This window comes from Mesorhizobium sp. CA13 (genome assembly GCF_020165235.1).
Taxonomy (GTDB): domain Bacteria; phylum Pseudomonadota; class Alphaproteobacteria; order Rhizobiales; family Rhizobiaceae; genus Mesorhizobium.
Map to the genome: position 1 here is coordinate 67,523 of NZ_JAIUHS010000001.1, position 25,853 is coordinate 93,375.

The 25,853-nt window shown below is 63.1% G+C and carries 28 protein-coding genes; 15 read left to right on the forward strand and 13 right to left on the reverse strand.

Features of this window, described 5'->3' with window-relative positions; all coding sequences use genetic code 11:
- Nucleotides 1–8 precede the first annotated feature (8 nt).
- From LB566_RS00405 to LB566_RS00415, 3 genes are read left to right on the forward strand one after another with little or no spacing between them, the layout of a single operon-like run.
- Entirely contained in the window at nucleotides 9–263 is a 255-nt protein-coding gene (locus LB566_RS00405; RefSeq protein WP_224622412.1) for a DUF1664 domain-containing protein, read from the forward strand.
- Nucleotides 260–928 (forward strand): phosphoribosylformylglycinamidine synthase subunit PurQ, encoded by a 669-nt coding sequence (gene purQ, locus LB566_RS00410; protein WP_140493824.1) that lies wholly within the window; start codon nucleotides 260–262, stop codon nucleotides 926–928. The genes LB566_RS00405 and purQ overlap by 4 nt, the downstream gene beginning before the upstream one ends.
- Before the next feature lie 39 nt (nucleotides 929–967).
- The gene (locus LB566_RS00415; RefSeq protein WP_224622414.1) at nucleotides 968–1,378 is read left to right on the forward strand and encodes a hypothetical protein; all 411 of its coding nucleotides are present in this window, start codon (nucleotides 968–970) and stop codon (nucleotides 1,376–1,378) included.
- Between the two features lie 71 nt (nucleotides 1,379–1,449).
- Here LB566_RS00415 and LB566_RS00420 read toward each other — a convergent pair whose 3' ends face one another.
- Complete coding sequence (locus LB566_RS00420; RefSeq protein WP_224622416.1) at nucleotides 1,450–1,701, reverse strand: DUF1127 domain-containing protein; 252 nt, start codon at nucleotides 1,699–1,701, stop codon at nucleotides 1,450–1,452.
- A 93-nt stretch (nucleotides 1,702–1,794) separates the two neighbouring features.
- Between LB566_RS00420 and LB566_RS00425 the strand changes: the two genes are divergently transcribed.
- From LB566_RS00425 to LB566_RS00450, 6 genes are all read left to right on the forward strand, one after another.
- Nucleotides 1,795–3,201: a PLP-dependent aminotransferase family protein gene (locus LB566_RS00425; protein WP_140548905.1), complete on the forward strand. Its 1,407-nt coding sequence runs from the start codon at nucleotides 1,795–1,797 to the stop codon at nucleotides 3,199–3,201.
- Nucleotides 3,202–3,422: 221 nt separating this feature from the next.
- A complete protein-coding gene (purL, locus tag LB566_RS00430) occupies nucleotides 3,423–5,654 on the forward strand; it encodes a phosphoribosylformylglycinamidine synthase subunit PurL (protein WP_224622418.1) in 2,232 nt (743 codons plus the stop codon).
- 20 nt (nucleotides 5,655–5,674) lie between these two features.
- Nucleotides 5,675–6,229, forward strand: a complete 555-nt coding sequence (locus tag LB566_RS00435) for a hypothetical protein (protein WP_224622420.1) — start codon at nucleotides 5,675–5,677, stop codon at nucleotides 6,227–6,229.
- 122 nt (nucleotides 6,230–6,351) lie between these two features.
- Nucleotides 6,352–6,585, forward strand: coding sequence for a BolA/IbaG family iron-sulfur metabolism protein (locus tag LB566_RS00440; RefSeq protein WP_140493839.1), 234 nt, complete (start codon nucleotides 6,352–6,354; stop codon nucleotides 6,583–6,585).
- A 153-nt stretch (nucleotides 6,586–6,738) separates the two neighbouring features.
- Nucleotides 6,739–7,074 carry a Grx4 family monothiol glutaredoxin gene (gene grxD / locus LB566_RS00445; protein WP_013532137.1) on the forward strand — a complete coding sequence of 112 codons (336 nt, stop codon included), beginning with the start codon at nucleotides 6,739–6,741 and terminating at the stop codon, nucleotides 7,072–7,074.
- Nucleotides 7,075–7,216: 142 nt separating this feature from the next.
- Nucleotides 7,217–8,485 (forward strand): multidrug effflux MFS transporter, encoded by a 1,269-nt coding sequence (locus LB566_RS00450; protein WP_224622422.1) that lies wholly within the window; start codon nucleotides 7,217–7,219, stop codon nucleotides 8,483–8,485.
- Nucleotides 8,486–8,533: 48 nt separating this feature from the next.
- Here LB566_RS00450 and LB566_RS00455 read toward each other — a convergent pair whose 3' ends face one another.
- The 3 genes from LB566_RS00455 to rpsD all read right to left on the reverse strand — a co-directional run bounded on the left by LB566_RS00455 (nucleotide 8,534) and on the right by rpsD (nucleotide 10,991).
- Nucleotides 8,534–9,361, reverse strand: coding sequence for an inositol monophosphatase family protein (locus LB566_RS00455; RefSeq protein ID WP_140548911.1), 828 nt, complete (start codon nucleotides 9,359–9,361; stop codon nucleotides 8,534–8,536).
- Entirely contained in the window at nucleotides 9,351–10,244 is an 894-nt protein-coding gene (ttcA, locus tag LB566_RS00460; protein WP_224622424.1) for a tRNA 2-thiocytidine(32) synthetase TtcA, read from the reverse strand. Before ttcA ends, LB566_RS00455 begins: the two co-directional genes overlap by 11 nt.
- Before the next feature lie 129 nt (nucleotides 10,245–10,373).
- Nucleotides 10,374–10,991 (reverse strand): 30S ribosomal protein S4, encoded by a 618-nt coding sequence (gene rpsD / locus LB566_RS00465; protein WP_140493847.1) that lies wholly within the window; start codon nucleotides 10,989–10,991, stop codon nucleotides 10,374–10,376.
- Nucleotides 10,992–11,463: 472 nt separating this feature from the next.
- On the opposite strand from rpsD, the gene LB566_RS00470 reads away from it, so the two are divergent.
- On the forward strand, nucleotides 11,464–11,670 hold the full coding sequence (locus tag LB566_RS00470) for a hypothetical protein (protein WP_140548915.1): 207 nt from the start codon (nucleotides 11,464–11,466) through the stop codon (nucleotides 11,668–11,670).
- Nucleotides 11,671–11,816: 146 nt separating this feature from the next.
- On the opposite strand, the gene LB566_RS00475 is transcribed toward LB566_RS00470, so the two are convergent.
- From LB566_RS00475 to LB566_RS00485, 3 genes are read right to left on the reverse strand one after another with little or no spacing between them, the layout of a single operon-like run.
- Nucleotides 11,817–12,002, reverse strand: a complete 186-nt coding sequence (locus tag LB566_RS00475; protein WP_140548917.1) for a DUF3008 family protein — start codon at nucleotides 12,000–12,002, stop codon at nucleotides 11,817–11,819.
- A 59-nt stretch (nucleotides 12,003–12,061) separates the two neighbouring features.
- A complete protein-coding gene (gene murI, locus LB566_RS00480) occupies nucleotides 12,062–12,850 on the reverse strand; it encodes a glutamate racemase (protein ID WP_224622426.1) in 789 nt (262 codons plus the stop codon).
- On the reverse strand, nucleotides 12,843–13,766 hold the full coding sequence (locus tag LB566_RS00485) for an RNA methyltransferase (RefSeq protein WP_224622428.1): 924 nt from the start codon (nucleotides 13,764–13,766) through the stop codon (nucleotides 12,843–12,845). Before LB566_RS00485 ends, murI begins: the two co-directional genes overlap by 8 nt.
- A gap of 212 nt (nucleotides 13,767–13,978) precedes the next feature.
- Here LB566_RS00485 and LB566_RS00490 point away from each other — a divergent pair, with 212 nt between their 5' ends.
- Both LB566_RS00490 and LB566_RS00495 read left to right on the forward strand, forming a co-directional pair.
- Entirely contained in the window at nucleotides 13,979–15,190 is a 1,212-nt protein-coding gene (locus tag LB566_RS00490) for an NADP-dependent isocitrate dehydrogenase (protein WP_140548923.1), read from the forward strand.
- An 84-nt stretch (nucleotides 15,191–15,274) separates the two neighbouring features.
- Complete coding sequence (locus LB566_RS00495; RefSeq protein WP_224622430.1) at nucleotides 15,275–15,901, forward strand: glutathione S-transferase family protein; 627 nt, start codon at nucleotides 15,275–15,277, stop codon at nucleotides 15,899–15,901.
- Between the two features lie 226 nt (nucleotides 15,902–16,127).
- Here LB566_RS00495 and alaS read toward each other — a convergent pair whose 3' ends face one another.
- The gene (gene alaS, locus LB566_RS00500) at nucleotides 16,128–18,794 is read right to left on the reverse strand and encodes an alanine--tRNA ligase (protein WP_224622431.1); all 2,667 of its coding nucleotides are present in this window, start codon (nucleotides 18,792–18,794) and stop codon (nucleotides 16,128–16,130) included.
- Between the two features lie 306 nt (nucleotides 18,795–19,100).
- Nucleotides 19,101–20,198 carry a recombinase RecA gene (gene recA / locus LB566_RS00505; protein WP_010909075.1) on the reverse strand — a complete coding sequence of 366 codons (1,098 nt, stop codon included), beginning with the start codon at nucleotides 20,196–20,198 and terminating at the stop codon, nucleotides 19,101–19,103.
- Between the two features lie 282 nt (nucleotides 20,199–20,480).
- Between recA and LB566_RS00510 the strand changes: the two genes are divergently transcribed.
- Nucleotides 20,481–21,425 (forward strand): carbohydrate kinase family protein, encoded by a 945-nt coding sequence (locus tag LB566_RS00510; RefSeq protein WP_224622433.1) that lies wholly within the window; start codon nucleotides 20,481–20,483, stop codon nucleotides 21,423–21,425.
- Nucleotides 21,426–21,501: 76 nt separating this feature from the next.
- Nucleotides 21,502–22,419, forward strand: a complete 918-nt coding sequence (locus LB566_RS00515; protein WP_224622435.1) for a pseudouridine-5'-phosphate glycosidase — start codon at nucleotides 21,502–21,504, stop codon at nucleotides 22,417–22,419.
- 269 nt (nucleotides 22,420–22,688) lie between these two features.
- On the opposite strand, the gene LB566_RS00520 is transcribed toward LB566_RS00515, so the two are convergent.
- Nucleotides 22,689–23,012 carry a TfoX/Sxy family protein gene (locus tag LB566_RS00520; protein WP_140548933.1) on the reverse strand — a complete coding sequence of 108 codons (324 nt, stop codon included), beginning with the start codon at nucleotides 23,010–23,012 and terminating at the stop codon, nucleotides 22,689–22,691.
- Nucleotides 23,013–23,104: 92 nt separating this feature from the next.
- Here LB566_RS00520 and LB566_RS00525 point away from each other — a divergent pair, with 92 nt between their 5' ends.
- Nucleotides 23,105–23,602 carry a GFA family protein gene (locus tag LB566_RS00525; protein WP_140548935.1) on the forward strand — a complete coding sequence of 166 codons (498 nt, stop codon included), beginning with the start codon at nucleotides 23,105–23,107 and terminating at the stop codon, nucleotides 23,600–23,602.
- Between the two features lie 125 nt (nucleotides 23,603–23,727).
- Here the strand turns inward: LB566_RS00525 and sufA are convergent, their stop codons facing one another.
- The 3 genes from sufA to LB566_RS00540 all read right to left on the reverse strand — a co-directional run bounded on the left by sufA (nucleotide 23,728) and on the right by LB566_RS00540 (nucleotide 25,851).
- Nucleotides 23,728–24,108 carry a Fe-S cluster assembly scaffold SufA gene (gene sufA / locus LB566_RS00530; protein ID WP_140548937.1) on the reverse strand — a complete coding sequence of 127 codons (381 nt, stop codon included), beginning with the start codon at nucleotides 24,106–24,108 and terminating at the stop codon, nucleotides 23,728–23,730.
- Nucleotides 24,109–24,209: 101 nt separating this feature from the next.
- The gene (locus tag LB566_RS00535; RefSeq protein WP_140548939.1) at nucleotides 24,210–24,602 is read right to left on the reverse strand and encodes an SUF system Fe-S cluster assembly protein; all 393 of its coding nucleotides are present in this window, start codon (nucleotides 24,600–24,602) and stop codon (nucleotides 24,210–24,212) included.
- A 4-nt stretch (nucleotides 24,603–24,606) separates the two neighbouring features.
- The gene (locus LB566_RS00540; protein ID WP_224622436.1) at nucleotides 24,607–25,851 is read right to left on the reverse strand and encodes a cysteine desulfurase; all 1,245 of its coding nucleotides are present in this window, start codon (nucleotides 25,849–25,851) and stop codon (nucleotides 24,607–24,609) included.
- Nucleotides 25,852–25,853 lie beyond the last annotated feature (2 nt).

Below are 25,853 nucleotides of genomic sequence, written 5' to 3' on the forward strand. Positions count from 1 at the left end.
AGGGGTTGGTGGCCGAGATCGATGGAAGCCTGATATTTGAAGTCCTCAAGTCGATCCAGTCGCGGTTGGACAGGATGGATTTGACACTTGGAGAGGTGAAATCAGAGCTTGGCTCCATCCGCGGCCATCTGATAGCCACTGAGAGCGATGTGAAGAATATCTATGGTGTGCTCGCTCGCCTGGATGATCGGCTGGAACATATCGAACGCCGTCTTGACCTGCGCGAACTTGCCGAAACCCAAAGGCCTTACGAACCGAAATGAAATCAGCCGTCGTCCTCCTGCCTGGCCTTAACCGCGACCGCGATATGATCGCGGCGCTGACCAAGATTTCCGGCAAGGCGCCAGCCACGGTCTGGCAAACCGACACCGAAATTCCCGATGTCGACCTGATCGCCATTCCCGGCGGTTTCTCCTTCGGCGACTATCTGCGCTGCGGCGCGATCGCGGCGCGCATGCCTGTGATGCGGGCGGTCGCTGAAAAGGCAGCCAAGGGCGTCATGGTCATCGGCGTCTGCAACGGTTTCCAGATCCTGGTCGAGGCCGGTCTGCTGCCGGGAGCGCTCATGCGCAACTCCTCGCTCAAATTCGTCTGCCGGCAGGTGAAGCTTGAGATCGCCAACGCCAATACCATGTTCACCCGCCGCTACCAGCCGGGCCAGATCATCCGTTCGCCGGTGGCGCATCACGACGGCAACTATTTCGCCGACGCCGAGACGCTTGCACGCCTGGAAGGCGAAGGCCAGGTGGTGTTCCGCTATGCCGACGGCACCAATCCCAACGGCTCGATCAACGACATCGCGGGCATCATCAGCAGCCAGGGCAATGTGCTCGGCCTGATGCCGCATCCCGAGAACCTGATCGAAGCGGCACATGGCGGCAATGACGGGCGGGCGCTGTTCGAAGGCGCGCTCGGCATCGCTGCCTGATATCCCAAAATTCTTTCAGAACGTGGGGGCGGCCTGACCATGAGACTGACGATTGCTCGCTTTGCCCTCCTGGCTGCGACCGGGCTTGCGCTGGCATCCTGCCAGTCGGGCCCGAAAAGTGCGCCGCCACCCCCCGGCAAGAGCGCCGCTCTGCTGGCCATGGAACAGGTGGCGATATCAGCGCATAAATGCTGGATCGCCAGCAAGGACCCGGCCTTCAAATCCTACCAGATGGCCAATGAACTGAATTCGTTCAGCGGCACGCCGCGCTTCCTGCTGGTGCCGGCCAAGCATTATGGCGGCAAGCCGCTGCTGGTGGTGCAGGCACAAGGCAATTCGAGCCGTGTCGACGTGTTCGGTCCGCTGATGGCCGAGCCGCTCGGCGCGCGCATCGGCTCCGACATCGCGCGCTGGCAGTCAGGCAATCCGGCCTGCGCCGCCGCCGCGTAGCATGGGCCGGCTGCTGCAGCTTCCCCTTTCCGGCTCTAGGCAATCCGGATTGAACATCGCATCGCGCCTGTTCATTCCCAGAATGGCCTGATCCCTTCGCGATGGGCGTCGCAGCGGGAAATGCCGATGTCCTTCAACTGATCATCGGTCATGTCCAGCAAGGCAAGCCGGCTGCGCCTGCGCTCCAGCAGGCCGTCGATCCAGCGCCCCAGCGATTTGACCATACGCACGATGCGGCTGACAAAGCCGCCGCGGCCCACAGGTCGCGCGGCAGGCCCGAACAATCCTGCACCTGTCTGGCTGATTGTCTCGATTGTATCCATTTCGTTCTACCAAAGCTGCAAATTGCACTCTTTTCTTCCACACAATGCATGTGAATTGACTCATCGTTCGACGCAATATACAAAATTGTCACCATGACAAATTGGCTTCCCGACCTCACGGCCAGCTCCGGCCCGCTTTATCAGCGCCTTGCTGACAGCATAGAGTCAGATATCGACCGCGGCGTGATCGACGCCGGGGCAAAGTTGCCACCGCAGCGGGATCTCGCCTATGACATCGGCGCAACCGTCGGCACGGTCGGCAGGGCCTATCAATTGCTGCGCGAGCGCGGACTGGTCAGCGGCGAGGTCGGGCGCGGCACCTATGTCCTCGGCCGACAGAACGCGAGGCCCGACTTCATAGCGCCGGACGCGCAAGGCACGCGCGACATCGATGCGCCGCGCGGCAAGCTGCGCTTCGACAGCACCGCGGCGCCCGATATCGGCCAGGGCGCCATCGTCACCGAAGTGCTGTCGCGCACGGCTTTGGATCATGCGCATGAGATTTCGAGCTACACGCGTGATTTTCCCGAGCGCTGGTTCGAGGCCGGCGCCAGCTGGCTGTCGCGCAATTCGTTTCGACCGAGCGCCGATACGATCGTGCCGACGCTCGGCACCCATGCCGCTGTCATGGCGGCGATCGCCGCACTGACCACGCCCGGCGATTACGTCGCCTTCGAGCATCTGACCTATTCGCAGATTTCGCGCAGCGCCGGCCTGATCGGTCGCCGCACGGCGCTGGTGGCATCGGACCATCAGGGTCTCGACCCCGACGATTTCGAGCGTGTCTGCGCGCAAAAGCATCCGAAGATGATCTTTCTGATGCCTACTGTGCAGAATCCGACGCTGGCGATCCTGCCGGCAGCGCGACGTGAGGCAATCGCGCGGATCGCGCGTGAATACAATGTCGTCCTTATCGAGGACGATCTTTACGGCGGCCTGACCGAAGATCCGACGCCAATGCTGGCCGACTATGCACCCGAGCGCACCATTGTCGCAGGCGGCCTGTCGAAATCGGTAGCGGCCGGCGTTCGCGGCGGCTGGCTTTCCTGCCCGCCCGCTTATCGCCATCGCATCCGCGTTGCCCACAAGATGATGACCGGCGGCATGCCTTTCCTGCTGGCCGAGGTGAATGCCCGGCTGGTGCTGTCGGGCCAGGCCGCGGACATACGCAAACGCAGCATCGCCGAAATCAACGCCCGCACCGCCATCGTGCGCGAGACTTTGGCCGGCTTCGAATTCAAGTCACGGGACAATATACCCTTTGTCTGGCTAACCTTGCCCGACCCTTGGCTTTCCGGCACGTTCAAGAACGCCTGCCTCGAGCACGGCGTGCTGATCGACGACGAAGACGAGTTCAAGGCGGGCCGTTCCGAGCAGGTCTTCCATGCCGTGCGCTTCGGCATTTCGCAACCGAGGCAGCGTAAGGACATCGCGGACGGCGTTGCGGCGATCCGGAGGCTCCTCGACGAAGGCCGCGCCGGCTACGACAGTTTTTCCTGATCCGCATCGCCTTGGAGCGCCCGCCGTTCAGGACGACGGCATGCCTCCGGCAAGACCGAGGCGCGTCGGTTGAATCCGGTCCGATGGGAAGCGCGCTCATGACATCGCGGCTTTCTCCGGATTTCAGCCATTTTTCGTCCTCCCATGGGTGTATCGGCCGCAAAGCTTGCGATAAGAGGAGACTCAAAATCCCAAGCTCCCACGGATAAAAACCGCCGCCCATGACCATTTCCAATTCCGTGCCGATCACGCCCGAGCTCATTGCCGCGCACGGGCTGAAGCCAGACGAATACCAGCGCATCCTCGACCTTGTCGGGCGCGAGCCGAGCTTCACCGAACTTGGCATCTTCTCGGCGATGTGGAACGAGCATTGCTCGTATAAGTCCTCGAAGAAATGGCTACGCACGCTGCCGACGACCGGCCCGCGGGTCATCCAGGGGCCTGGCGAGAATGCCGGCGTGGTCGATATCGGCGACGGCGACTGCGTCGTCTTCAAGATGGAGAGCCACAACCACCCCTCGTTTATCGAACCCTACCAAGGGGCGGCGACAGGCGTGGGCGGCATATTGCGCGACGTCTTCACCATGGGCGCGCGGCCGATCGCGGCGATGAACGCCTTGCGCTTCGGCGCTCCCGACCACCCCAAGACCAGGCACCTGGTGGCGGGCGTGGTTTCCGGCGTCGGCGGCTACGGCAATTCCTTCGGCGTGCCGACGGTCGGCGGCGAGGTCAATTTCGACGCCCGCTACAACGGCAATATCCTGGTCAACGCTTTTGCCGCGGGTCTTGCCAAGACGGACGCGATTTTCCTGTCGGAGGCCAAGGGCGTCGGCCTGCCGGTCGTCTATCTCGGCGCCAAGACCGGTCGCGACGGCGTCGGCGGCGCCACCATGGCCTCGGCCGAATTCGACGACAAGATCGACGAGAAGCGCCCGACCGTGCAGGTCGGCGATCCCTTCACCGAAAAGTGCCTGCTGGAAGCATGTCTCGAACTGATGGCGTCCGGCGCGGTCATCGCCATCCAGGACATGGGTGCTGCCGGCCTTACCTGTTCGGCCGTCGAGATGGGCGCCAAGGGGGATCTCGGCATCGAGCTCGACCTCGACAAGGTGCCGGTGCGCGAGGAGCGTATGAGCGCCTACGAGATGATGCTGTCGGAAAGCCAGGAGCGCATGCTGATGGTGCTGCGCCCCGAAAAAGAAAAGGAGGCCGAGGCGATCTTCCACAAATGGGGGCTCGACTTCGCCATTGTCGGCAAGACGACCGACGATCTGCGCTTCCGCGTTCTGCATCAAGGCGACCAGGTCGCCGACCTGCCGATCAAGGATCTCGGCGACAAGGCGCCGGAATATGACCGTCCGTGGGTCGAGCCGAAGAAGCCGGCGCCGCTTGCGGCCAATGACGTTCCGCAGGCCGATGTCGCCGACGCGCTGCTGAAACTGCTCGGCGGGCCTGACCTGTCGTCGCGCCGCTGGGTGTGGGAGCAGTACGACACGCTGATCCAGGGCAATTCGCTGCAGCTTCCCGGTGGCGATGCCGGCGTGGTGCGAGTCGAAGGCCATCCGACAAAGGCGCTGGCTTTCTCCTCGGACGTGACGCCACGCTATTGCGAGGCCGACCCCTACGAGGGCGGCAAGCAGGCGGTAGCCGAATGCTGGCGCAACCTGACCGCCACGGGCGCGCTGCCGCTGGCCGCCACCGACAATCTCAATTTCGGCAATCCGGAACGGCCCGAGATCATGGGTCAGCTGGTCGGCGCGGTGAAGGGCATTGGCGATGCCTGCCGCGCGCTCGGCTTCCCGATCGTATCGGGCAATGTCTCGCTCTACAACGAAACCAATGGCCGGGGCATCCTGCCGACGCCGACCATCGGCGGCGTCGGGCTGATCGCCGACTGGTCGAAGATGGTGCGGGCCGGTTTTGCGGCGCAAGGCCAGATGATCCTGCTGGTCGGCGCACCAGCCTCATGGGGCACGCATCTCGGCCAATCGGTTTACTTGCGCGACATCCACGGCCGCAGCGACGGCCCGCCGCCGCCGGTCGACCTCGACCATGAAAAGCGGGTCGGCGACCATGTGCGCGCCCTCATCGCGTCCGGCATCGTCACCGCGGCTCACGACGTTTCCGACGGCGGCATCGCCGTCGCCCTGGCCGAGATGGCGATGGCGTCGGGCATCGGCGCGACCGTCCCCGGACTGGCCGGCACCGATCCCATCCCGGTCTGGTTCGGCGAGGACCAGGGCCGCTATCTCCTGACGCTGTCGATCGATCCAGACAGTGAGGACTGGGATGCAATCCGCAAACAGCAAGGCGAGCTCGGCATCTTCGCGCCGTGGATCGGTTCGACCGGCGGCGACACGCTGAAACTCGGCGAGGCACGGGCGATACCGCTCGGCGAATTGACCGCCGCGCACGAAGGCTGGTTCCCGCGCTTCATGGATCAGGCCATTTGACCAGAGCGTGATCCCGAAAAGTGGGAACCGATCTTTCGGAAAAGCTCAATCACAGGAAACTGGCCGCCCGGGCGCTGCTTGCAGTCGTCTTCTGGCCATCGCTGTTCTTCTTCTGGTTTCTCGGCCCGTTCGTCTTTTTCCTGCTGTCGACGACCTCGAGCGAGGTCTGCGCCCGGTTGGAAACACGCGCGGAGTTCCTCGCCGCGGCCAACGACACGCTTCCGATGCTTGGCCTGCAGAACCTTCTTTATGCGGTTCCGCTTGTCTGCCTGGTGCTTTGGAGCCGGCTTCTGCCGGACCAAGCAAGGACGAGGCACGTCTTCACCTGCATCAAACTTTTCGCCGTCGCGGCCGCATTGGGGGCACTGTGGGAGTATGGCTCCTCGCTGGTCTGCGATGGCTATGGCCAGCCGTTCTTCTCGCCCGTCTGGCGGATGACCGCCTATCTGCCGATTGCCAACCTCACGATCAACCTTCCTCTCTATGTGCTGACCTTCAGCCTTGGGCGGACCTTCTCGACGCCCGAGGACGATCCCGCGGACGACGCCGGCGGTCAGGGCGAGAACGCGTCGTGAGCCACAACCGCGGTGGGGCTGGACGGAACGGCTTCAATCCCGACCGGAAAGGCTTTAGGTTCACCCGACTCTCATCGCACGGGCAGCCATGCCGCAGCCCGACCAAAAAACAGGAATTTGCCATGGCAATGGATGCCCGCGACATCGAAAAACTGATCAAGGAAGGCATCCCGGACGCCAGGGTGACCATCCGTGACCTTGCCGGCGACGGCGATCACTATGCGGCCGAAGTCGTGGCCGAAAGCTTTCGCGGAAAAAGCCGCGTGCAGCAGCACCAGATGGTCTATGACGCGCTGAAGGGCAATATGGGCGGCGTGCTGCACGCGCTCGCGCTGCAGACGAGCGTGCCGGATTAAGGGATTCCAACGCGAAAGTCGCTTGGCCCAAAACGCCGCATCTTTTGCGCCATTCAGGCCACGACGCGGCTAAAGTCTTGTTTCGGGCAACCTATGGGTTTATCTGATGGAAAAGCTTCGAGCCTGACTCCCACAGGCGGGAAAGGATATTCCATGAGCGGTATCAACGACTACATCGACAACGAGGTGAAGGGCAACGACGTCGTGCTTTTCATGAAAGGCACGCCCGGTTTCCCGCAGTGCGGATTTTCCGGCCAGGTTGTCCAGATCCTCGACTATATCGGCGCCGACTACAAAGGCGTGAACGTGCTGGATTCGGCCGAACTGCGCCAGGGCATCAAGGAATACTCCAACTGGCCGACGATCCCTCAGCTGTATGTCAAGGGCGAGTTCGTCGGCGGCTGCGATATCGTGCGCGAAATGTTCCAGGCGGGCGAGTTGCAGACATTCCTTGTCGAGAAGGGCGTGAGCGTCAAGGGCGCTGCCTGATTTCGGTTGGGCATGTCGCTGCCGACATGCCCTGAACACCGGGAGCCTCACCTCCTCGGCTATTTTGCGTCCCTGACCGGGACCGAGACGAGCCAATGCGCCGGCCTACCGGCGCGTTTTCGTTTGAGAGATCGGACTTGCCGTGGACCAGCAGACGTCAGCACCGCAATCGGCAAGCAAATTGCCCATTCCGCGCTGGGAGTTCATCGCGCTGTGCGCGGCGCTGATGGCGCTCAATTCACTGGCCATCGACATCATGCTGCCGGCGCTGCAGCAGATAGGCGCTTCGCTTGGCGTGGAGAACGAAAACCACCGGCAATATGTGATCACCGCCTATATTCTGGGTTTTGGCGGCGGACAGCTTTTTTTCGGACCGTTCTCGGACCGTTTCGGTCGCCGCGCGCCGCTCGTCGCCGGCCTAATCATTTACGTGGCGGCGGCGGCCGCGGCTGCCATAGCGCCAAGCTTCGAGACGCTTCTGCTGTGCCGGGCCGTGCAAGGCATCGGTGCGGCCGCGACCCGCGTCATCGCCGTCTCGATCGTGCGCGATACGTTCGATGGCCGGCGCATGGCCGAGGTGATGTCGCTGATCTTCATGGTGTTCATGGCGATCCCGGTGATCGCTCCCGGCATCGGCCAGTTCATCATGCTGTTCGCGACCTGGCATCTGATCTTCGTCACCATGGCCGTCGGCGCGCTTGTGGTCTCGGCCTGGTCGCTGCTGCGTCTGCCCGAGACGCTGCATCCCGAATATCGCCGGCCATTGACCGTCAATGCCATTGTCGGCGGGTTTCGCATCGTGCTGACCAACCGGGTCGCGATCTGCTATGCCTTCGCCAGCACATTCATCTTCGGTGCCATGTTCGGCTTCATCGCCTCGGCGCAGCAGATTTATGTCGATATTTTCAACGTCGGCGAGCTGTTTCCGGTCATCTTCGCCGGCGTTGCCGGCGTGCTCGCCTTCTCGAACTATCTGAACTCGCGCCTTGTCGGCCGCATTGGCATGCGCCGCCTGTCGCAGAGCGCACTGCTGTTGTTTCTGGTCATCAGCCTGGCCTGGCTGGTCGTTTCGCTGGAAATGAAGATGCCCCTCTGGCTGTTCATCACCTTCTTTGCCTGCGCCATGCTTCCGTTCGGCGCGCTCGGCGCCAATTTCAATGCGTTGGCCATGGAGCCGCTCGGTCAGTTGGCCGGCACGGCCTCGTCCATCCTGGGCTTCATGCAGACGTTTCTCGGCGGCATTCTCGGCACGCTGATCGGTCAGGCTTTCAACGGCACCGTGACGCCGCTCGCCGCCGGCTTCTGCAGCGTCTCGGTTGCAGCGCTGCTGATGATCTTCATCGCCGAGCGCGGCAAGATGTTCCAGCCGCAGAACCCACCCGTCTCAGGGCACATCCCCGATTTGCATTGAATTGTCGCCTTTGCGACGCTCGGCTGGGCATTCGAATTGGCAGCCGGCCTATTGCGCCCAGAGTTCCCTGCGCAACTCGCGCCAGCTTTCCCGGTCGGGTGCGACAAGCAGGCCGCCGCCGACATGCGATGGCAGATAGGCGCTGGCGTCGAAACGCGCGGCGTGGCCGCCGGCCTCGGCATGGATCAGCACACCGGGCAGATGGTCCCACGGCATCAGTTTGTTGTAGACGACGAAATGGGCATGGCCGCTGGCCAGCAGGCGATATTCATGCGCGGCGCAGCGATAGGCGAATTGCGACAGGATTTTCGTCTGGTTGCGCGCCAGCCGGGACCGCTCCGGTTCGGCCATGTACTGCCAGGAGACGGAACCGGTCATTCCCGAGATCGGCGCGGGCGCCGCGACACGCACCTTTTCCAGGCTGCCATGGGCGTGCCTGATATGGCTGCCCGCACCCTTGGCGCCGATCAGACAGTCCTTGCCGACCGGATCGTGGATGATGCCGGCGACGGTCTCGCCCCGGACCACGACACCCAGCATGACGCCGAACAACGGCACGCCGGAAGCGAAATTGAAAGTGCCGTCCACCGGGTCGATCGTGAAAGCCAGATCGGCATCGCCGAGGCCGTCGAGCAGCGCCGGATTGTCGGAACAGGCTTCCTCGCCGACGATCATGGCTGTTGGGTAGCGCTCACGCAGCTTGGCGGTGATCAGCCGCTCGGCACTGACATCGGCTTGCGTCACAAGGTCGGCGGCCGACGTCTTTTGGCGGACGTCGCCATCGCCCAACCGGCGAAAGCGCGGCATGATTTCGGCTTCGGCTGCTTCGGCCAGGGTGCTGGCCAGCCAGTCGATCGCGGTGTCGTCAAATGTCATCGGAAATGTCTTGCCTGCAGGAGAGCGTTTCATCGAGGGCGGCGAAATCGAACAGTTTCCTGTCGAGCAGATGCGACGGCCTGGTGTTGGACAGCGCACGCAGCATCGTATCCTTGCGGCCGGGCATGCGCTTCTCGATATCGTCAAGCATGGCCTTCATGGCGTTGCGCTGAAGGCCTTCCTGGCTGCCGCAGAGATCGCAAGGGATGATTGGGAACCGCATCGCGGCAGCGAACTTTTCGAGGTCGGCTTCGGCGCAGTAGGCAAGCGGGCGCAGCACCATGACGTCGCCTTCATCGTTGAGCAGCTTTGGCGGCATGGCGGCGAGACGGCCGCCGTGGAACAGATTCATGAAGAACGTTTCGAGGATGTCCTCGCGATGGTGGCCGAGCACCAGCGCCGAGCATCCCTCCTCCCGGGCAATGCGGTAGAGATGGCCACGCCGCAGGCGTGAACAAAGCGAGCAATAGGTGCTGCCCTGCGGCAGCTTGTCGGTGACGACGGAGTAGGTGTCCTGGTATTCGATGCGGTGTGCAATGCCGTGGGCATTGAGGTAATCGGGCAGGATGTGCTTGGGAAAGTTCGGCTGGCCCTGGTCGAGATTGCAGGCCAACAGCTCCACCGGCAGCAGGCCTCGCCATTTGAGGTCCAAGAGCATGGCAAGCAGGCCGTAGGAATCCTTGCCGCCCGACAGAGCCACCAGCCAGCGCTCGCCTGGCCTGACCATCGAAAAATCCTCGATTGCCTGGCGGGTCAGCCGCAGCAACCGCTTGCGCAACTTGTTGAACTCGACCGAAGACGGCACATCGGCGAACAGCGGATGAAAGCCGCCTTCGATGTCGGCGGCCTGCTCAAGCGATTGAGCGTCTGGCAGCATGTTCATGGCGTCGGTTCCAAATCCTGGAGCAACGAACGTTCGGAGCTTCGTTGCCGCCCGGATTAGCGGACATGGCCGACAAAGAAAAGGCCGCCTCGATGGGCGGCCCCTTCCGGTCTCGCAAAAAGCCTTCGCTTAACGCGAATAGAATTCGACGACGAGGTTCGGTTCCATCTGGACGGCGAACGGAACGTCCGCCAGGCCCGGGATACGTGAGAAGGTCGCGGTCATCTTGTTGTGATCGGCTTCGATGTAGTCGGGAACGTCGCGCTCGGCGAGGCCGACCGATTCCAGGACGATCACCAGCTGCTTCGACTTTTCGCGCACTTCGACGACGTCGCCCGGCTTGCAGCGGTACGAGCCGATGTTGACGCGCTTGCCGTTGACGTTGACGTGGCCGTGGTTGACGAACTGTCGGGCGGCGAAAATGGTCGGAACGAACTTGGCGCGGTAGACGACCGCGTCCAGACGGGACTCGAGCAGGCCGATCAGGTTCTCGGAGGTGTCGCCCTTGCGGCGATCGGCCTCTTCATAGACCTTGCGGAACTGCTTTTCCGAAACGTCGCCATAGTGGCCCTTCAGCTTCTGCTTGGCGCGCAGCTGCAGGCCGAAATCGGAAAGCTTGCCCTTGCGGCGCTGGCCGTGCTGGCCGGGGCCGTATTCACGCTTGTTGACCGGGGACTTCGGGCGGCCCCAGATGTTTTCACCAAGACGGCGGTCGATCTTGTACTTCGCGGATTCGCGCTTGCTCATCGCATTCCCTTTCAAAAGAATACACCCGGAACCTCATGCTCCGGGTGAAGGAAACGCGCCCTCCTCTGGCCTCCGTTTTCGAGACCTGACAGGGTTTTCCCACGCAACGCGGCGGAAAACCCACGGGACACGTCAGTTCAAACAAGACCTTGGAAACAGACTGGCTTCCGACGCGTCTTGCGCATGCAAAACAAACCACCGGGCGTTGCGGCCCGGTGTTGGGAGCGCTGTTAAACAGAGATTTGACCGGTGTCAAGCTTCCAACTGGCGCCGCCCCGCGCGACCATATTCGGTTTTCAATGTTGGCGGTGCCGTATCGGGCGCGAGGTGTCGCGCCAGCGGTATTAGAACAATTCCAGGAAAGCGCTGGCAGTTTCTACCGGGGATTGTGTAAAAAACCGGAGCGGGGCGGCGATTCCCTGAAAGCTGAACCGCTCCAGGAAGGGACTTGAGCATAGGAGCCTGAATTCGGATGAAGAAGTTCTTTCTAAGCCTGACTGGTGCGGCGGTGTTAGCCGGATCGCTGGCCGTCATCGCGCCGGAGCCGGCGATGGCAAGGCACTGGCAAGGCCACCGGCCTCATCAGGTATGTCGGACCGTGGTCAAGAAGCGCGTGGTGTGGCGCCATGGTCACCGCCATGTCATTCGCCAGAAAGTGCGACGCTGCCACTGGCGCTAACAGCTGCCACTGGCGCTAACAGCTGCCACTGGCGCTGATTACACCGACCAATAACTGACAATTATATAAAGGCCTGCGACCCCGTCGCGGGCCCATTTCTTGCCGCTGACGAACCCTGCAAAAGGTATTGCCAATAGCGCTTCCCTTCAATCTTTCTTTTTTTCGGGCAGACCTTTGCGCTTGGTTTCGGCGAATTCCTCGAGCTGCTTTTCGCTCATGGATTCGTACATCCCCTTGGAAGCGCCTTTGAGCTCGCTCTTCTTGGTCTCGCCGCGCTTGGCCGACAGTGCGGCGCCGGCGGCCTTCTGTTGGGCTTTCGAGGTGGCAGGCATGGTTTTTCTCCCTTCGTTGCCTGGGAGAAAACGAAACGGCCTCGCCAATGTTCCGGAAATCAGGCGACCGTCAGTCCAAAGCCCTGCATCAACCGGCTGGTGGCAAAGTCCGCCTTGCCGGATGTGAAGACCGCGATGTCCGGCTGACCTTGCAGCAACGGCTCGTTGAGCGGCGACAGCAGCGACATCGCCCGCCGGGCGATCGCTTCGGCCGGATCGATCCAGTCGACCGGCCAGGGTGCGGTCTTGCGCATGCGGTTGACCAGAAAAGGATAATGCGTGCAGGCGAGCACGGCGATGTCGGTGCGCATGCCGTCGCGTTCGATGAAACACGGGGCGATCTCGGCGCGCACGGCTTCCTCGTCGACGAACCCTTCGCGCATATAGGCCTCGGCCAGCCCGGCCAGCCGGTCGCTGCCGACCAGCCGGACGTGGCATTTCTGCGCCCATTTGCTGATCAGGTCGCGCGTGTATTGCCGTTTCACCGTGCCCGGCGTCGCCAGCACGGAGACGAGGCCGGAGCGGGTGCGCTCCGCCGCAGGCTTGATCGCAGGCACAGTGCCGACAAAGGGATGGCCGGGAAACCTCGCGCGCAAAGCATCGATCACCAGCGTCGAGGCGGTGTTGCAAGCGATGACTGAGATGGCCGGGGCGAACCGGTCGAGCAATTTGCCGAACAGGTCGAGTATATGGACCCGCAGCGCCGGTTCCTCCCAGGCGCCAAAGGGAAAGGCGGCATCGTCGGCGATGTAGACGAAGCGGCGGTCGGGCATCAGCACGCGCGCCTCGCGTAGCACAGTCAGCCCGCCAATGCCGGAATCGAACATCAGGATCGGCTGATCAGTCATTGTCGGTTCCCTTGCCGCCGAGCGGCGGCGTGGCGCTGTCGTCGTCATCGGCCACCTGACGATCCGCGTTGGTCTTGCGGCCCGGACCGCCGGCGCGCGCGGCGGCCGGAAGCCGCCTTGGATCATCTCCCGGAGAGCCGTCGCCGCGCGGCATCGCCGGCGAGAACCTGTCCAGCGAGGAGATGATGCCGCGCAGCACCTTCAGCTCCGGCTCGGCGAAACCCGCCCGGGTCAATACGGCGCGCAGATTGTCGACCATCTTCGGCTTCTTCGGCGCCGGCCGGAAATAGCCGCGCGCTTCGAGTGCGCCTTCGAGATAGGTGAACAGGCCGTGCAGTTCTTCCTTGCTGGCCGGCTTCATCTCCGGGCCCGTAAAATTTGTCTTGGTCTCGTCCTCAAGGCCGGACTTCATCCACTCGTAAGACATGAGTAGCGCGGCCTGGGCGATGTTGAGCGAGGAGAAATCGGGATCGACCGGAAAAGTGACGATCTCGTCGGCGAGGCCGACCTCGTCATTGTAGAGACCGAAACGCTCACGACCGAACAGTATGCCGGTTCGCTGACCCATGCCATGACGGGCCCGGAGCACCCTTCCCGCCTCGACCGGCCCGCGCACGGGCTTGAAGCCGTCGCGCTGCCTTGCCGTGGTCGCGAAAACGAAATTCAGGTCGGCCATCGCCGTGGCGAGATCGTCGAAAACCTTCACGGCGTCGATGACATGATCGGCACGGCTGGCGGCCGCACGCGCCTTCTCGTTCGGCCAGCCGTCGCGCGGGTTGACGAGGCGAAGTTCGACCAGGCCGAAATTGGCCATGGCGCGCGCGACCATGCCGATATTCTCGCCGAGCTGCGGCTCCACGAGGATGATGGCGGGGCCGGCGGCTGAAGCGTTATCGGAATCTTTGATGACGGGCATGATTGTCAATGAACTGCTGTTTGCGGCATTTCAGCGTCCCCTGCCATATTCGGCCGCGAAAATGAAGCGTTCGCAAATGGCGGGGCGATCGCTTCGCTTTCGTGACCGATCGCCGTTTGCGCGGCCAAAAACGCTTTGATATAGGGGCGCATCCCGGCCGAACGCCACGCGGGCAAGGCCGTCCCATTTCCCAGCAACGAGGCATTCTTTCCATGGCGAAGATCAAGGTGGCGAACCCGGTCGTCGAACTCGACGGCGACGAGATGACCCGCATCATCTGGCAGTTCATCAAGGACAAGCTGATCCACCCTTATCTCGACCTCAAGCTTGAATATTACGACCTCGGCATCGAGCATCGCGACGCCACCAACGACCAGGTGACCGTCGATTCGGCCAACGCCATCAAGAAGTACGGCGTCGGCGTGAAATGCGCGACCATCACGCCCGACGAGCAGCGCGTCGAGGAATTCAAGCTGAAGAAGATGTGGAAGTCGCCCAACGGCACCATCCGCAACATCCTCGGCGGCACCATCTTCCGCGAGCCGATCATCATGAAGAACGTGCCGCGGCTGGTGCCCGGCTGGACCAAGCCGATCATCGTCGGCCGCCACGCCTATGGCGACCAGTACCGCGCTACCGATTTCCGTTTCCCTGGCAAGGGCAAGCTGACGATCAAGTTCGTCGGCGAGGATGGCCAGGTTATCGAGCACGACGTGTTCGATGCGCCTGGCGCCGGCGTAGCCATGGCCATGTACAATCTCGACGAGTCGATCCGCGAATTCGCCCGCGCTTCTCTGAACTACGGCCTGCTGCGCAACTATCCGGTCTATCTCTCGACCAAGAACACCATCCTCAAGGCCTATGACGGCCGCTTCAAGGATATTTTCCAGGAAGTCTACGAGGCAGAATTCGAGGCCGAGTTCAAGTCGAAGAAGCTGTGGTACGAGCACCGCCTGATCGACGACATGGTGGCCTCCAGCCTGAAGTGGTCGGGCGGCTATGTCTGGGCCTGCAAGAACTATGACGGCGACGTGCAGTCCGACACGGTGGCGCAGGGGTTCGGCTCGCTCGGCCTGATGACCTCCGTGCTGATGACGCCGGACGGCAAAACGGTGGAAGCGGAAGCCGCGCACGGCACCGTCACCCGCCACTATCGCCAGCACCAGAAGGGCGAGGAAACCTCGACCAATTCGATCGCCTCGATCTTCGCCTGGACGCGCGGTCTCGCCCACCGCGCCAAGCTCGATGACAATGCCGAACTGAAGCGCTTCGCCGAGACGCTGGAGAAGGTCTGCATCCAGACGGTCGAGAGCGGCTACATGACCAAGGACCTGTCGCTGCTGATCGGCCCCGACCAGCCTTGGCTCTCGACCACCGGCTTCCTCGACAAGATCGACGAGAACTTGCAGAAGGCGATGGCGTAGGCACCCGCGGGTTCGACATGCCGAAGGCTCCGGAAGGAGCCTTCGGCTTTTGGGCCAACGAAAACGAAGCAAAGGGCTGGCAGCATGGCCAAACCGGTCCTCTACGGCGCTGACTACAGTGTTTACGTGCGCATAGCGCGCATGGCGCTGGAGGAGAAGGGCGTCGACTACGAGCTTGTGCCGGTCGATGTCTTCGCCGCCGAGGGCATCCCCGGCTGGTATTTCGAGCACCACCCATTCGGCCGCATCCCGGCCTTCGAGCACGACGGTTTTCGCCTGTTCGAGGCCAGCGCGATTGCGCGCTATATCGATGAGGCGTTCGACGGGCCACCCTTGCAGCCGAAGGATCCGCGCGGCCGCGCGCGGATGAACCAGATCATCGGCATGCTCGACGCCTATGGCTATCGGGCCATGGTCTGGGATGTCGCCGTGGAGCGGCTGGAGAAGACCGAGCCGGATGAGAGGCTGATCGCCGATGGCCTGAGCCAGGCGGAAACGATCCTCAGGGTGCTCACCTCACTCAAGGTTCCCGGACCGTGGCTGCTCGGCGACCGGGTGACGCTCGCCGACCTGCATGCGGCGCCGATCATTGCCTATTTCGTCAAGGTCAGCGAGGGGCGGGATCTGCTGGCTCGGTTTGCGGATATCCGGGACTGGCATGCTCGGGTGGTCGAGCGCCCGAGCTTTGCACGCACCGAAAAGCTGGGCTAGTCGAGCGAAACTTGCTCGGCGTTAGCGCCGCCCCTCATTGCCCTGCCGGGCATTTCTCCCCGTAAAACGGGGAGAAAGAAGCTGGCCGCGACCTCCGCGGCCATTCTTCAACGACGATAATTGGCGAAATCACGCCCGAGAGCGTCCTTCTCCCGTTTACGGGGAGAAGATGGCGGCAGCCAGATGAGGGGCGGCGCTGCCCTGAACATCTGATGATTCCGGCAGTTCACGCGGCTTCGAGCGCCGCCCTCACCGCAGCAATCGCGTCATCGGCCTTCGAGGCATCGGGGCCACCCGCCTGGGCCATGTCGGGCCTGCCGCCGCCGCCCTGCCCGCCGAGTGCTGCGGAGGCGACGCGCACCAGGTCGACGGCGCTGAAGCGGCCGACGAGATCGTCTGTGACGGCGACCACGACGCTCGCCTTGTTGTCCTCAGCCGTGCCGACGAAGACGACGACGCCTGAGCCGAGCGAGCTTTTGCCGGCGTCAGCCAGCGGCTTCAGATCCTTCGGCGAGACACCGGAAACCGACTTGCCGAGGAAGCCGACCCCCGCGACGGTCTCGTTCGCGGCCGGCGCGTCAGCGGGCGACCCGCCGCCCAGCGCCAGCTTCTTGCGCGCTTCGGTGAGCTCCTTCTCGAGCTTCTTGCGCTCTTCGAGCAGGGCTTCAACACGCGCCGGCACGTCGGCCGGCGAGATTTTCAGCGTTGCCGCGGCCGCCTTCAGCCGCCGGTCCTGTTCATCGAGATGCTTGCGCGCGGCCTCGCCCGTCAGCGCCTCGATGCGGCGCACGCCAGCGGCGACGGCACTGTCGGACACGACGCGCACCAGGCCGATGTCACCGGTTGCCCTGACATGCGTGCCGCCGCAGAGTTCGACCGAATAGGGACGGTTGGCCTTGGCCCCGTGCAGGCCGGTGCCCATCGACACGACGCGCACCTCATCGCCGTATTTCTCGCCGAACAGCGCCATGGCACCTTCGGCAATTGCATCGTCGACCGACATCAGGCGCGTGGTCACCGGGCTGTTCTGCACCACGATCTCATTGGCCATGCGCTCGACCTCCTCGAGTTCCGAGGGCGAGATGGGCTTGTTGTGCGAGATGTCGAAGCGCAGGCGCTCGGGCGCGACCAGCGAGCCCTTCTGCGCGACATGGGTGCCCAGCACCTCGCGCAGCGCTTCATGGATCAGATGCGTCGCGGAATGGTTCGCGCGCAGCCTGGAGCGCCTCGCATGGTCGACCTTCAGCTCGACGGCGGCACCGGTCCTGGCCGTGCCGCTAATCACCTTTCCGAGATGCACGAAGAGCCCGTCGGCCTTCTTCTGCGTATCGGAAACGTCGATCGAGAAGCCTTCGCCTGAAATGGTTCCCGTGTCGCCAATCTGACCGCCGGATTCGGCATAGAACGGCGTCTGGTTGACGACCACGGCAACCGCTTCGCCCTTGCCGGCGCTGTCGACAGCCTTGCCGTCGCGGACAAGCGCCTGGATGATGCCTTCCGCAGCTTCAGTCTCGTAGCCGAGGAATTCGGTGGCACCGGCTTTTTCGCGCACCGGGAACCAGACCGCTTCGGTCGCCGCCTCGCCGGAGCCCGCCCAATGCTTACGCGCCTCCGCCTTCTGCTGCTCCATCGCATTGGTGAAGCCGGCAAGATCGACCGAGATGTTGCGCTGGCGCAGCGCATCCTGCGTCAGGTCGAGCGGGAAGCCATAGGTGTCGTAAAGCTTGAAGGCCGTCTCACCATCCAGCATGTCGCCGGCGCCGAGCTTTTCCGTCGCCTCCGACAGCAGACCGAGACCGCGTACCAGTGTCTTGCGAAACCTGGTCTCCTCAAGCTTCAGCGTCTCGGTGATCAGCTGTTCGCCGCGCACAAGTTCCGGATAGGCCTGGCCCATCTCGCGAACCAGCGCCGGCACCAGCTTCCAGACCAGGGGTTCGTTCGCACCGAGCAGCTGCGCATGGCGCATGGCGCGACGCATGATGCGGCGCAGCACGTAGCCGCGCCCCTCATTGGACGGCAGCACGCCGTCAGCGACCAGGAAGGAGGACGAGCGCAGGTGATCGGCTATGACGCGATAGGACGCGACGGTCTCGGCGTCGGGACCGCGGCCGAGCGCTGACGACGCGGCATCGATCAGATGGCGGAACAGGTCGGTCTCAAAGACGCTTTCAACGCCTTGCAGGATGGAGGCCATGCGCTCCAGGCCCATGCCGGTGTCTATCGACGGGCGCGGCAGGTCGATGCGCTCGTCCTTCGTCACCTGCTCATATTGCATGAACACCAGGTTCCAGAATTCCAGGAACCGGTCGCCATCCTCCTCCGGGCTGCCGGGAGGACCGCCCCAGATGTGCTCGCCGCGATCGATGAAGATTTCCGAGCACGGCCCGCATGGGCCGGTGTCGCCCATCGCCCAGAAATTGTCCGAGGTCGGGATGCGGATGATACGATCGTCGGAAAAACCGGCGATCTTCTTCCAGAGACCAGCCGCCTCGTCGTCGGTGTGATAGACGGTGACGAGCAGCTTGTCCTTCTTCAGCCCGAATTCCCGGGTGATGAGGTTCCAGGCCAACTCGATGGCGCGCTCCTTGAAATAGTCGCCGAAGGAGAAATTGCCGAGCATCTCGAAGAAGGTCAGGTGGCGCGCGGTGTAGCCGACATTGTCTAGGTCGTTGTGCTTGCCGCCGGCGCGAACGCTTTTCTGGGCGGTCGTGGCACGCGAATAGGGCCGCTTCTCCAGGCCGGTGAAGACGTTCTTGAACTGCACCATGCCGGCATTGGTGAACATCAGCGTCGGATCGTTGCGTGGCACAAGTGGGCTCGACGCCACGACCTCGTGACCCTCCTTGCGGAAATAGTCGAGAAATGTCGACCGGATCTCGTTCACGCCACTCATGAATGCTGCCTTTTCGAGAGAGCCGCCGGCCGGACCGGCGGAAAATGGGCTCTGCGCTTTAGAAGATGGAGCTGGCCTTTTAGCCGCCGCTTGGCACCCTGTCCAGAAACACGCAAGCTGGTCAATTCGCGGTTCGCCAGCCGCTCAAAACGCAAACCGCCGGCACGGGGCCGGCGGTTCGAAACGCAATACTACAGAACTCGATTACATAAGCTCAAGTTGATGAACCTGGATTATGGCCGAACTCGGGCCGTAAACCGAATGCCAGATCGCGCCGGCGAACGCTTGGATTGCGCCGGCGAACGCCTACATCGCGCCGGCTTCATCCTCGAACCCATCGTCACCACCTTCGGAGCCGCCATTCTCGAGGAATTTTTCGGCGATCAGTCCGGCGTTCTGCCTGAGCGCAAGTTCGATCTCGCGCGCCGTATCGGGATTGTCGCGCAGGAACAGCTTCGCGTTCTCGCGGCCCTGGCCGAGACGCTGCGAATTGTAGGAGAACCAGGCGCCCGACTTCTCGACCACGCCGGCCTTCACCCCGAGATCGACCAGTTCGCCGGTCTTCGACACGCCTTCGCCGTACATGATGTCGAACTCGACCACCTTGAAGGGCGGCGCCAGCTTGTTCTTGACCACCTTGACGCGCGTCTGGTTGCCGACGACCTCGTCGCGGTCCTTGACCGAGCCGATGCGGCGGATATCGAGACGCACCGAGGCGTAGAATTTGAGCGCATTGCCGCCGGTGGTGGTTTCGGGCGAACCGAACATGACGCCGATCTTCATGCGGATCTGGTTGATGAAGATGACCATGGTGTTGGAGCGCGAGATCGAGGCGGTCAGCTTGCGCAGCGCCTGGCTCATCAGGCGGGCCTGCAGGCCGGGCAGCGAATCGCCCATCTCGCCCTCGATTTCGGCGCGTGGCGTCAGTGCCGCGACCGAATCGACCACCAGCACATCGATGGCGCCGGAGCGCACCAGCGTATCGCAGATTTCAAGCGCCTGCTCGCCGGTGTCAGGCTGCGAGATCAGGAGGTTTTCGAGATCGACGCCGAGCTTGCGGGCATAGACCGGATCGAGCGCGTGCTCGGCATCGACGAAGGCGCAGATGCCGCCCTTCTTCTGGGCTTCCGCCACCGTGTGCAGCGCCAGCGTCGTCTTGCCCGAGCTTTCCGGCCCGTAGATCTCGATGATGCGGCCGCGCGGCAAGCCGCCGACGCCAAGCGCGATGTCGAGACCGAGCGAGCCGGTCGGCACGGTTTCGATCTCGACAACCTGCTCGTTCGCGCCGAGCCGCATGATCGAGCCCTTGCCGAAAGCTCGCTCGATTTGCGACAGCGCCGCATCCAGAGCCTTTGATTTGTCCACTGCCTTATCCTCTACAAGCCGCAAGCTGTTCTGAGCCATGATACATCACCCCGTAGTCGTCAATGAAGGCCGGACAATCCGTAATCCTTGGTTATTTGTACCTTTTTTGTTCTCATTTGGCAAGAGGGATCAAGCATTTGAAAAATAAGCAACATCCTGATTTGTTCTTTTTTTGTCTCACGATTCGGCTCCAGCATGGCCCGAACATTAGGCCAGGCTGGTTCGCCGTGCCGGCCTCACGAATCGCCGGCCGTTGCCTGCGAAGCTCCGTCGCACGGCATGGCGCTTGTGCGTGAGCGCCAACAAAGGTCATATCGGCGCATGGTGAAATCTCCAAGAGTCCTGGCGGTGGGCGGCGCCCATATCGACAGGCGCGGCCAGGTATCCGGCGCTTATGTGCCGGCTGCCTCCAACCCGGGCACGATGCGCGAGGATGTCGGCGGCGGCGTCTTCAACGCGTTGCGCAGCGCGGTGCGGCGAGGCGTCTCGGGCTCGCTGCTGTCGGTGCGCGGTGGCGATACCGCCGCCGACACGGTTTCGCGCGCCATCGCCGAAGCAGGCATTGCGGACTTGTCCGCGGTGTTCCTCGACCGCACGACGCCGAGCTATACGGCGCTGATCGACCGTGAGGGCGAACTGCTCGTCGGCTTTGCCGACATGGCGCTCTATGAGCTGGCGTTTACCAAGCAGATCCGCCGCTCCAGGGTGCGGGAAGAGATCGCCGCCGCCGATGCCGTCCTGTGCGACGCCAATCTGTCGTCGGCGGCTCTGGAGCGGCTGGTATCGCTTGCCGCCGGCAAGCCCGTCTTCGCCATTGCCATTTCACCGGCTAAGGTCGTGCGCTTGAACCCGGTGCTCGGCGGCCTGGCCGTCGCCTTCATGAACAGGCGCGAAGCGGTGGCGCTTGCCGGGCTTGACGATGCCGCTTCTCAGAAGATTATCGTCGACGGGCTGAGGAGCGCCGGGCTCGACAGCGCGGTGGTCACGGCGGGCGGCGGCCCGGTGCTCGGTTTCGACCGCGACGGCAGCTTTGCCGTCGTCCCGCCCCCTCCAAGAAAAATCGTGGACGTCACCGGCGCCGGCGATGCGCTTGCCGGCGCGACGGTCGCCGCCTTGCTGCGCGGCATGCCCTTGCGTGCGGCGCTGCGCGAGGGTGTCGCCGCCGCAACGCTGGCCATCGAAAGCGCTGGCGCCGTTCCCGATTTCACCACGGCGACTTTCACGCAAGCGCTGGCTCTTGTGCCCGATGAGCAGGAAGTGGCATGAGACCGGCCAGTTCACAGTGCCGCAGTGCGGCTTGAGCGTCCGGAAGGATGCGCCGCACTCCGGATTGGAGATCCAGATGACCCCAGAGACCGCCCGCCCCTTCATCGATGTCCACGCGCCGGTGGCGCAAGCCTTGGCCGCCGGGAAGCCCGTGGTGGCGCTGGAAAGCACGATCATCACGCATGGCATGCCCTACCCCGATAATGGCGCCATGGCGGCCGACGTGGAAAAGATCATTGGGGATGGCGGCGCGGTGCCGGCGACGATCGCCGTGGTGACAGGCCGCATCAAGATCGGCCTCTCCGACGGAGAACGCGAATCGCTCGCCATGACCGGCGATGCCATGAAGCTCTCGCGCGCCGATCTCGGCTTCGCCGTCGCACAAGGGCGCACCGGCGGCACCACGGTTGCGGCCACCATGATCGCCGCGCACATGGTCGGCATAAAGGTGTTCGCCACCGGCGGCATTGGCGGCGTGCACAAGGGCGCCGAAAAAAGCTTCGATATTTCCGCCGATCTCGATGAGCTCGCGCGCACGCCCGTCATCGTCGTCTCGGCCGGGGCCAAGGCCATCCTCGACATCGAAAAGACGCTGGAAGTGCTGGAGACCCGCGGCGTGCCGGTGATCGGCCATGGCTGCGAGACCATGCCGGCCTTCTGGTCCCGGCAGTCGCCATTCCGCGCGCCGCTGACCTTGCACGCGCCGGAAGACATCGCGCATTTCTACAAGACGCGACAGGCGCTGGGCCTGAGCGGCGGCATGCTGATCGCCAACCCTGTGCCGGAGGATCAGGAAATCCCGGCCGGCGAGATGGCCGGCTATATCGAGGCCGCACAGAAGGCTGCCGAGGCGCTCAACGTCACCGGCAAGGCGGTAACGCCGTTCCTGCTGTCCAAAATCCTGGAACTCACCGGCGGCCGGAGCCTGAAGACCAACATCGCGCTGGTCGAGAACAATGCGCGGCTGGCGGCAAGGATTGCCAGGGCGCTGTAGGGGACAGATCTGCTGCGCAGATCTATCAATACCTGCGGGCCAGCGCCCCCCTCTGTCCTGCCGGACATCTCCCCCACAAGGGGGGAGATCGGATATTCCGACTGCTTTCGCCAATTTTCAGCATCGAAGAAAGGGCGTCGCCGCCCAGACCGCCAATCTCCCCCCTCGTGGGGGAGATGTCCGGCAGGACAGAGGGGGGCGTGACAGAACGCGACTCATTCTGGATCGTCTTCAGAACCCATGACGGTATTCTTCGGCGAACGCAGCTCCTACTTCCCCGCCCGCCGCCCCGCCTCATAGGCCCGCCGCGCCCATACCGCCATCTCGTCGGGGTCGTCGAAGGCACCATCGGGAATGCTCCAGTAGGGCATCGCAACCAGCTTGCCGTGGCGGGACCCGGTGTAGGTCCACTGCGTGCAGCCGGCGGCCTCGAAGTCGGGCGCGCTTTGCTCGTCCGCTTTCAGCATCAATTCGCCGCGCAGCACGATGGCGACGATGACGCCGTCGGCATAGATGCCCTTGCCGCCGAACAGTTTTCGGATGCTGACCGGGCCCAGGCTCTGGAAGAGTTCTTCTATGCGTTCATTGTCCATGCGCGGATCATGTCACCGCGATCCGGCCTTGTCATCGGCGCAACCAAAACCATGCTGACAGGTTGAAGGATGACCGATCGGAGTTTCCCGCCATGCCTGTCCTGCTCAAAGGCTCCTGCCGCTGCAATGCCGTTCGTTTCGAGGTGGAAAGCCACACGCCCGTGCCGTTCATGCTGTGCTACTGCTCGATCTGCCGCAAGCAGCAGGGCGGCGGCGGTTTTGCCATCAATCTCGGCGCCGACTACGAGACGATGACCATCCGGGGCAAGAGCAGCCTCGGCGTCTATCGGGCCGAGATCGAGGACGACGAACATCCGCATTGCGAGATCTCGACCGGAGAGCGCAATTTCTGCCGCAAATGCGGATCGGCGCTGTGGCTCTACGACCCGACCTGGCCGGAACTCGTCCATCCCTTCGCCTCGGCGATCGACAGCGACCTGCCGACGCCGCCTGAGAAGGTGCATCTGATGCTGAAATACAAGGCCAACTGGGTCGAGCCCGATATCGGACCGGGCGACAAGGTGTTCGACGTCTATCCCGAGGAATCGATCGCCGACTGGCACAAGCGGACAGGAATGTGGGTGGAGTAGTCTTCTACCCGTGTGCGGGGAACGTGCAAGCTGATGTGAGGCGGCACAGACTTCGGATGGGCCGGCGCGCTGCTCTCATCCGGCCCTTCGGGCCACCTTCTCCCCGTAAACCCGGCGAAGGAAGGTCAGGCCGAAGCGCGCGCCTCGGCCAGCGCCTTGAGATCGGCCGGCTTCAGTTCGACGGATTCGCCGCAGCCGCAAGCCGAGCTCTGGTTCGGGTTGTGGAAGGTGAAACCGGTGCGCAGCGTGGTCTGCTCGAAATCCATCTCGGTGCCGAACAGGAAAAGGGCTGCCTCCGGCGCGACATAGACGTGGGCGCCGTCGCGCTCGATGTGGTCGTCCTTGGTGTTGGGTTCGGTCACCAGATCGACCGTGTATTCCATGCCGGCGCAACCGCCCTTCTTGATGCCGAGGCGAATGCCATGCGCGCCTTCACGCGTGGCAACGATCTCGCGCACCCGGTCGGCGGCCTTTTCGGTCATCGTGATGACGGCAAAGCGTCCCATCTTTTTCCTTCTCCATTCCATGCAGGTTCAAGGCCTGCCGAATGATTCCTCACCTAAAATGGTGAAGTTTTACCACTGGCGCAAGTGTGACGAGCTCGACGTCAATACCAGCCCACTGCCACCTGCGCCTCTTCCGACATGCGGTCGGGCGACCAGGGCGGGTCGAAGGTCATGTTGACTTCGACGCCCGACACGCCTTCGACGGCGCCGACGGCGTTCTCAACCCAGCCTGGCATCTCGCCGGCCACCGGGCAGCCGGGCGCGGTCAGCGTCATGTCGATCTTGACCGAGCGGTCGTCCTCGATGTCGATCTTGTAGACGAGGCCAAGCTCGTAGATATCGGCCGGGATTTCCGGGTCGTAGACCGTCTTCAGCGCCGAAACGATGTCGTCGGTCAGCCGCGCCAGTTCGTCGGCGGGAATGGCGGAGGCGGAAACCACCGCATTGGCGGCCGCCTCGGGAACAGCGTCGGTGGCTGTGCTGGCATCTTCCATCTCGTCACCCGAAAAACTTGCGCGCTTTTTCCAGCGCATCGGCCAAAGCATCGACTTCGGCCCGTGTATTGTACATGCCGAACGATGCCCTGCATGTGGAGGTTACGCCGAAGCGTTTCAACAGCGGCTGCGCGCAATGGGTGCCCGCGCGGACAGCCACGCCTTGCCGGTCGATCACCATCGACACGTCATGGGCATGAATGCCTTGCAGTTCGAACGAGATGATGGCGCCCTTGCCGGGCGCGTCGCCGAAGATGCGCAGCGAGTTGATGGCGCGCAACCGCTCATGCGCATAGTCCTTCAAATCGGCCTCGTGCGCCGCGATCCGTTCGCGGCCGATCTTTTCCATGTAGTCGAGCGCGGCGCCCAGCCCGATCGCCTGGACGATCGGCGGCGTACCGGCCTCGAAGCGGTGCGGCGGGTCGTTGTAGGTGACGATGTCCTGCGTCACCTCCTCGATCATCTCGCCGCCGCCCATGAACGGGCGCATGCGCTGCAGGATGTCCTTCTTGCCATAGAGCACGCCGATGCCGGAGGGTCCGTAGACCTTGTGGCCCGTGAAGACGAAGAAATCGCAGTCGAGGTCCTGCACGTCGATCGGCATATGGACGGCGCTCTGGCTGCCGTCGACGAGCACGGGAATGCCACGCGAATGCGCGATCCGCACGATCTCCTTGATCGGCGTCACCGTGCCCAGCGCGTTCGACATCTGTGTGATGGCGACCAGCTTTGTCCGGTCGGTCAGTCGCTTTTCGAATTCCTCGATATGGAAGACGCCGAGATCGTCGACCGGCACCCAGACCAGTTTGGCGCCCTGGCGCTCGCGGATGAAATGCCAGGGAACGATGTTGGAGTGGTGCTCCATGATCGACAGCACGATCTCGTCGCCCTCGCCGATATTGGGCATGCCATAGCCATAAGCGACCGTGTTGATCGCCGACGTCGTGTTCGAGGTGAAGACGATGTTGTCGGTGCCGGGCGCGTTGAGGAAGCGGCGCACCGTCTCTCGCGCCTTTTCATAGGCGTCGGTCGCCGTATTGGACAGGAAATGCAGGCCGCGATGGACGTTGGCGTATTCCTGGCTATAGGCGTGCTGGACGGCGTCGAGCACCGCCTGCGGCTTCTGCGCCGAGGCGCCGTTATCGAGATAAACGAGAGGTTTGCCGTAGACGTCGCGCGACAGAATCGGGAAGTCGCGGCGGATCGCCTCGACGTCGTAGAAATCGCCGATCTTGCCTGGTGCGTTCATCA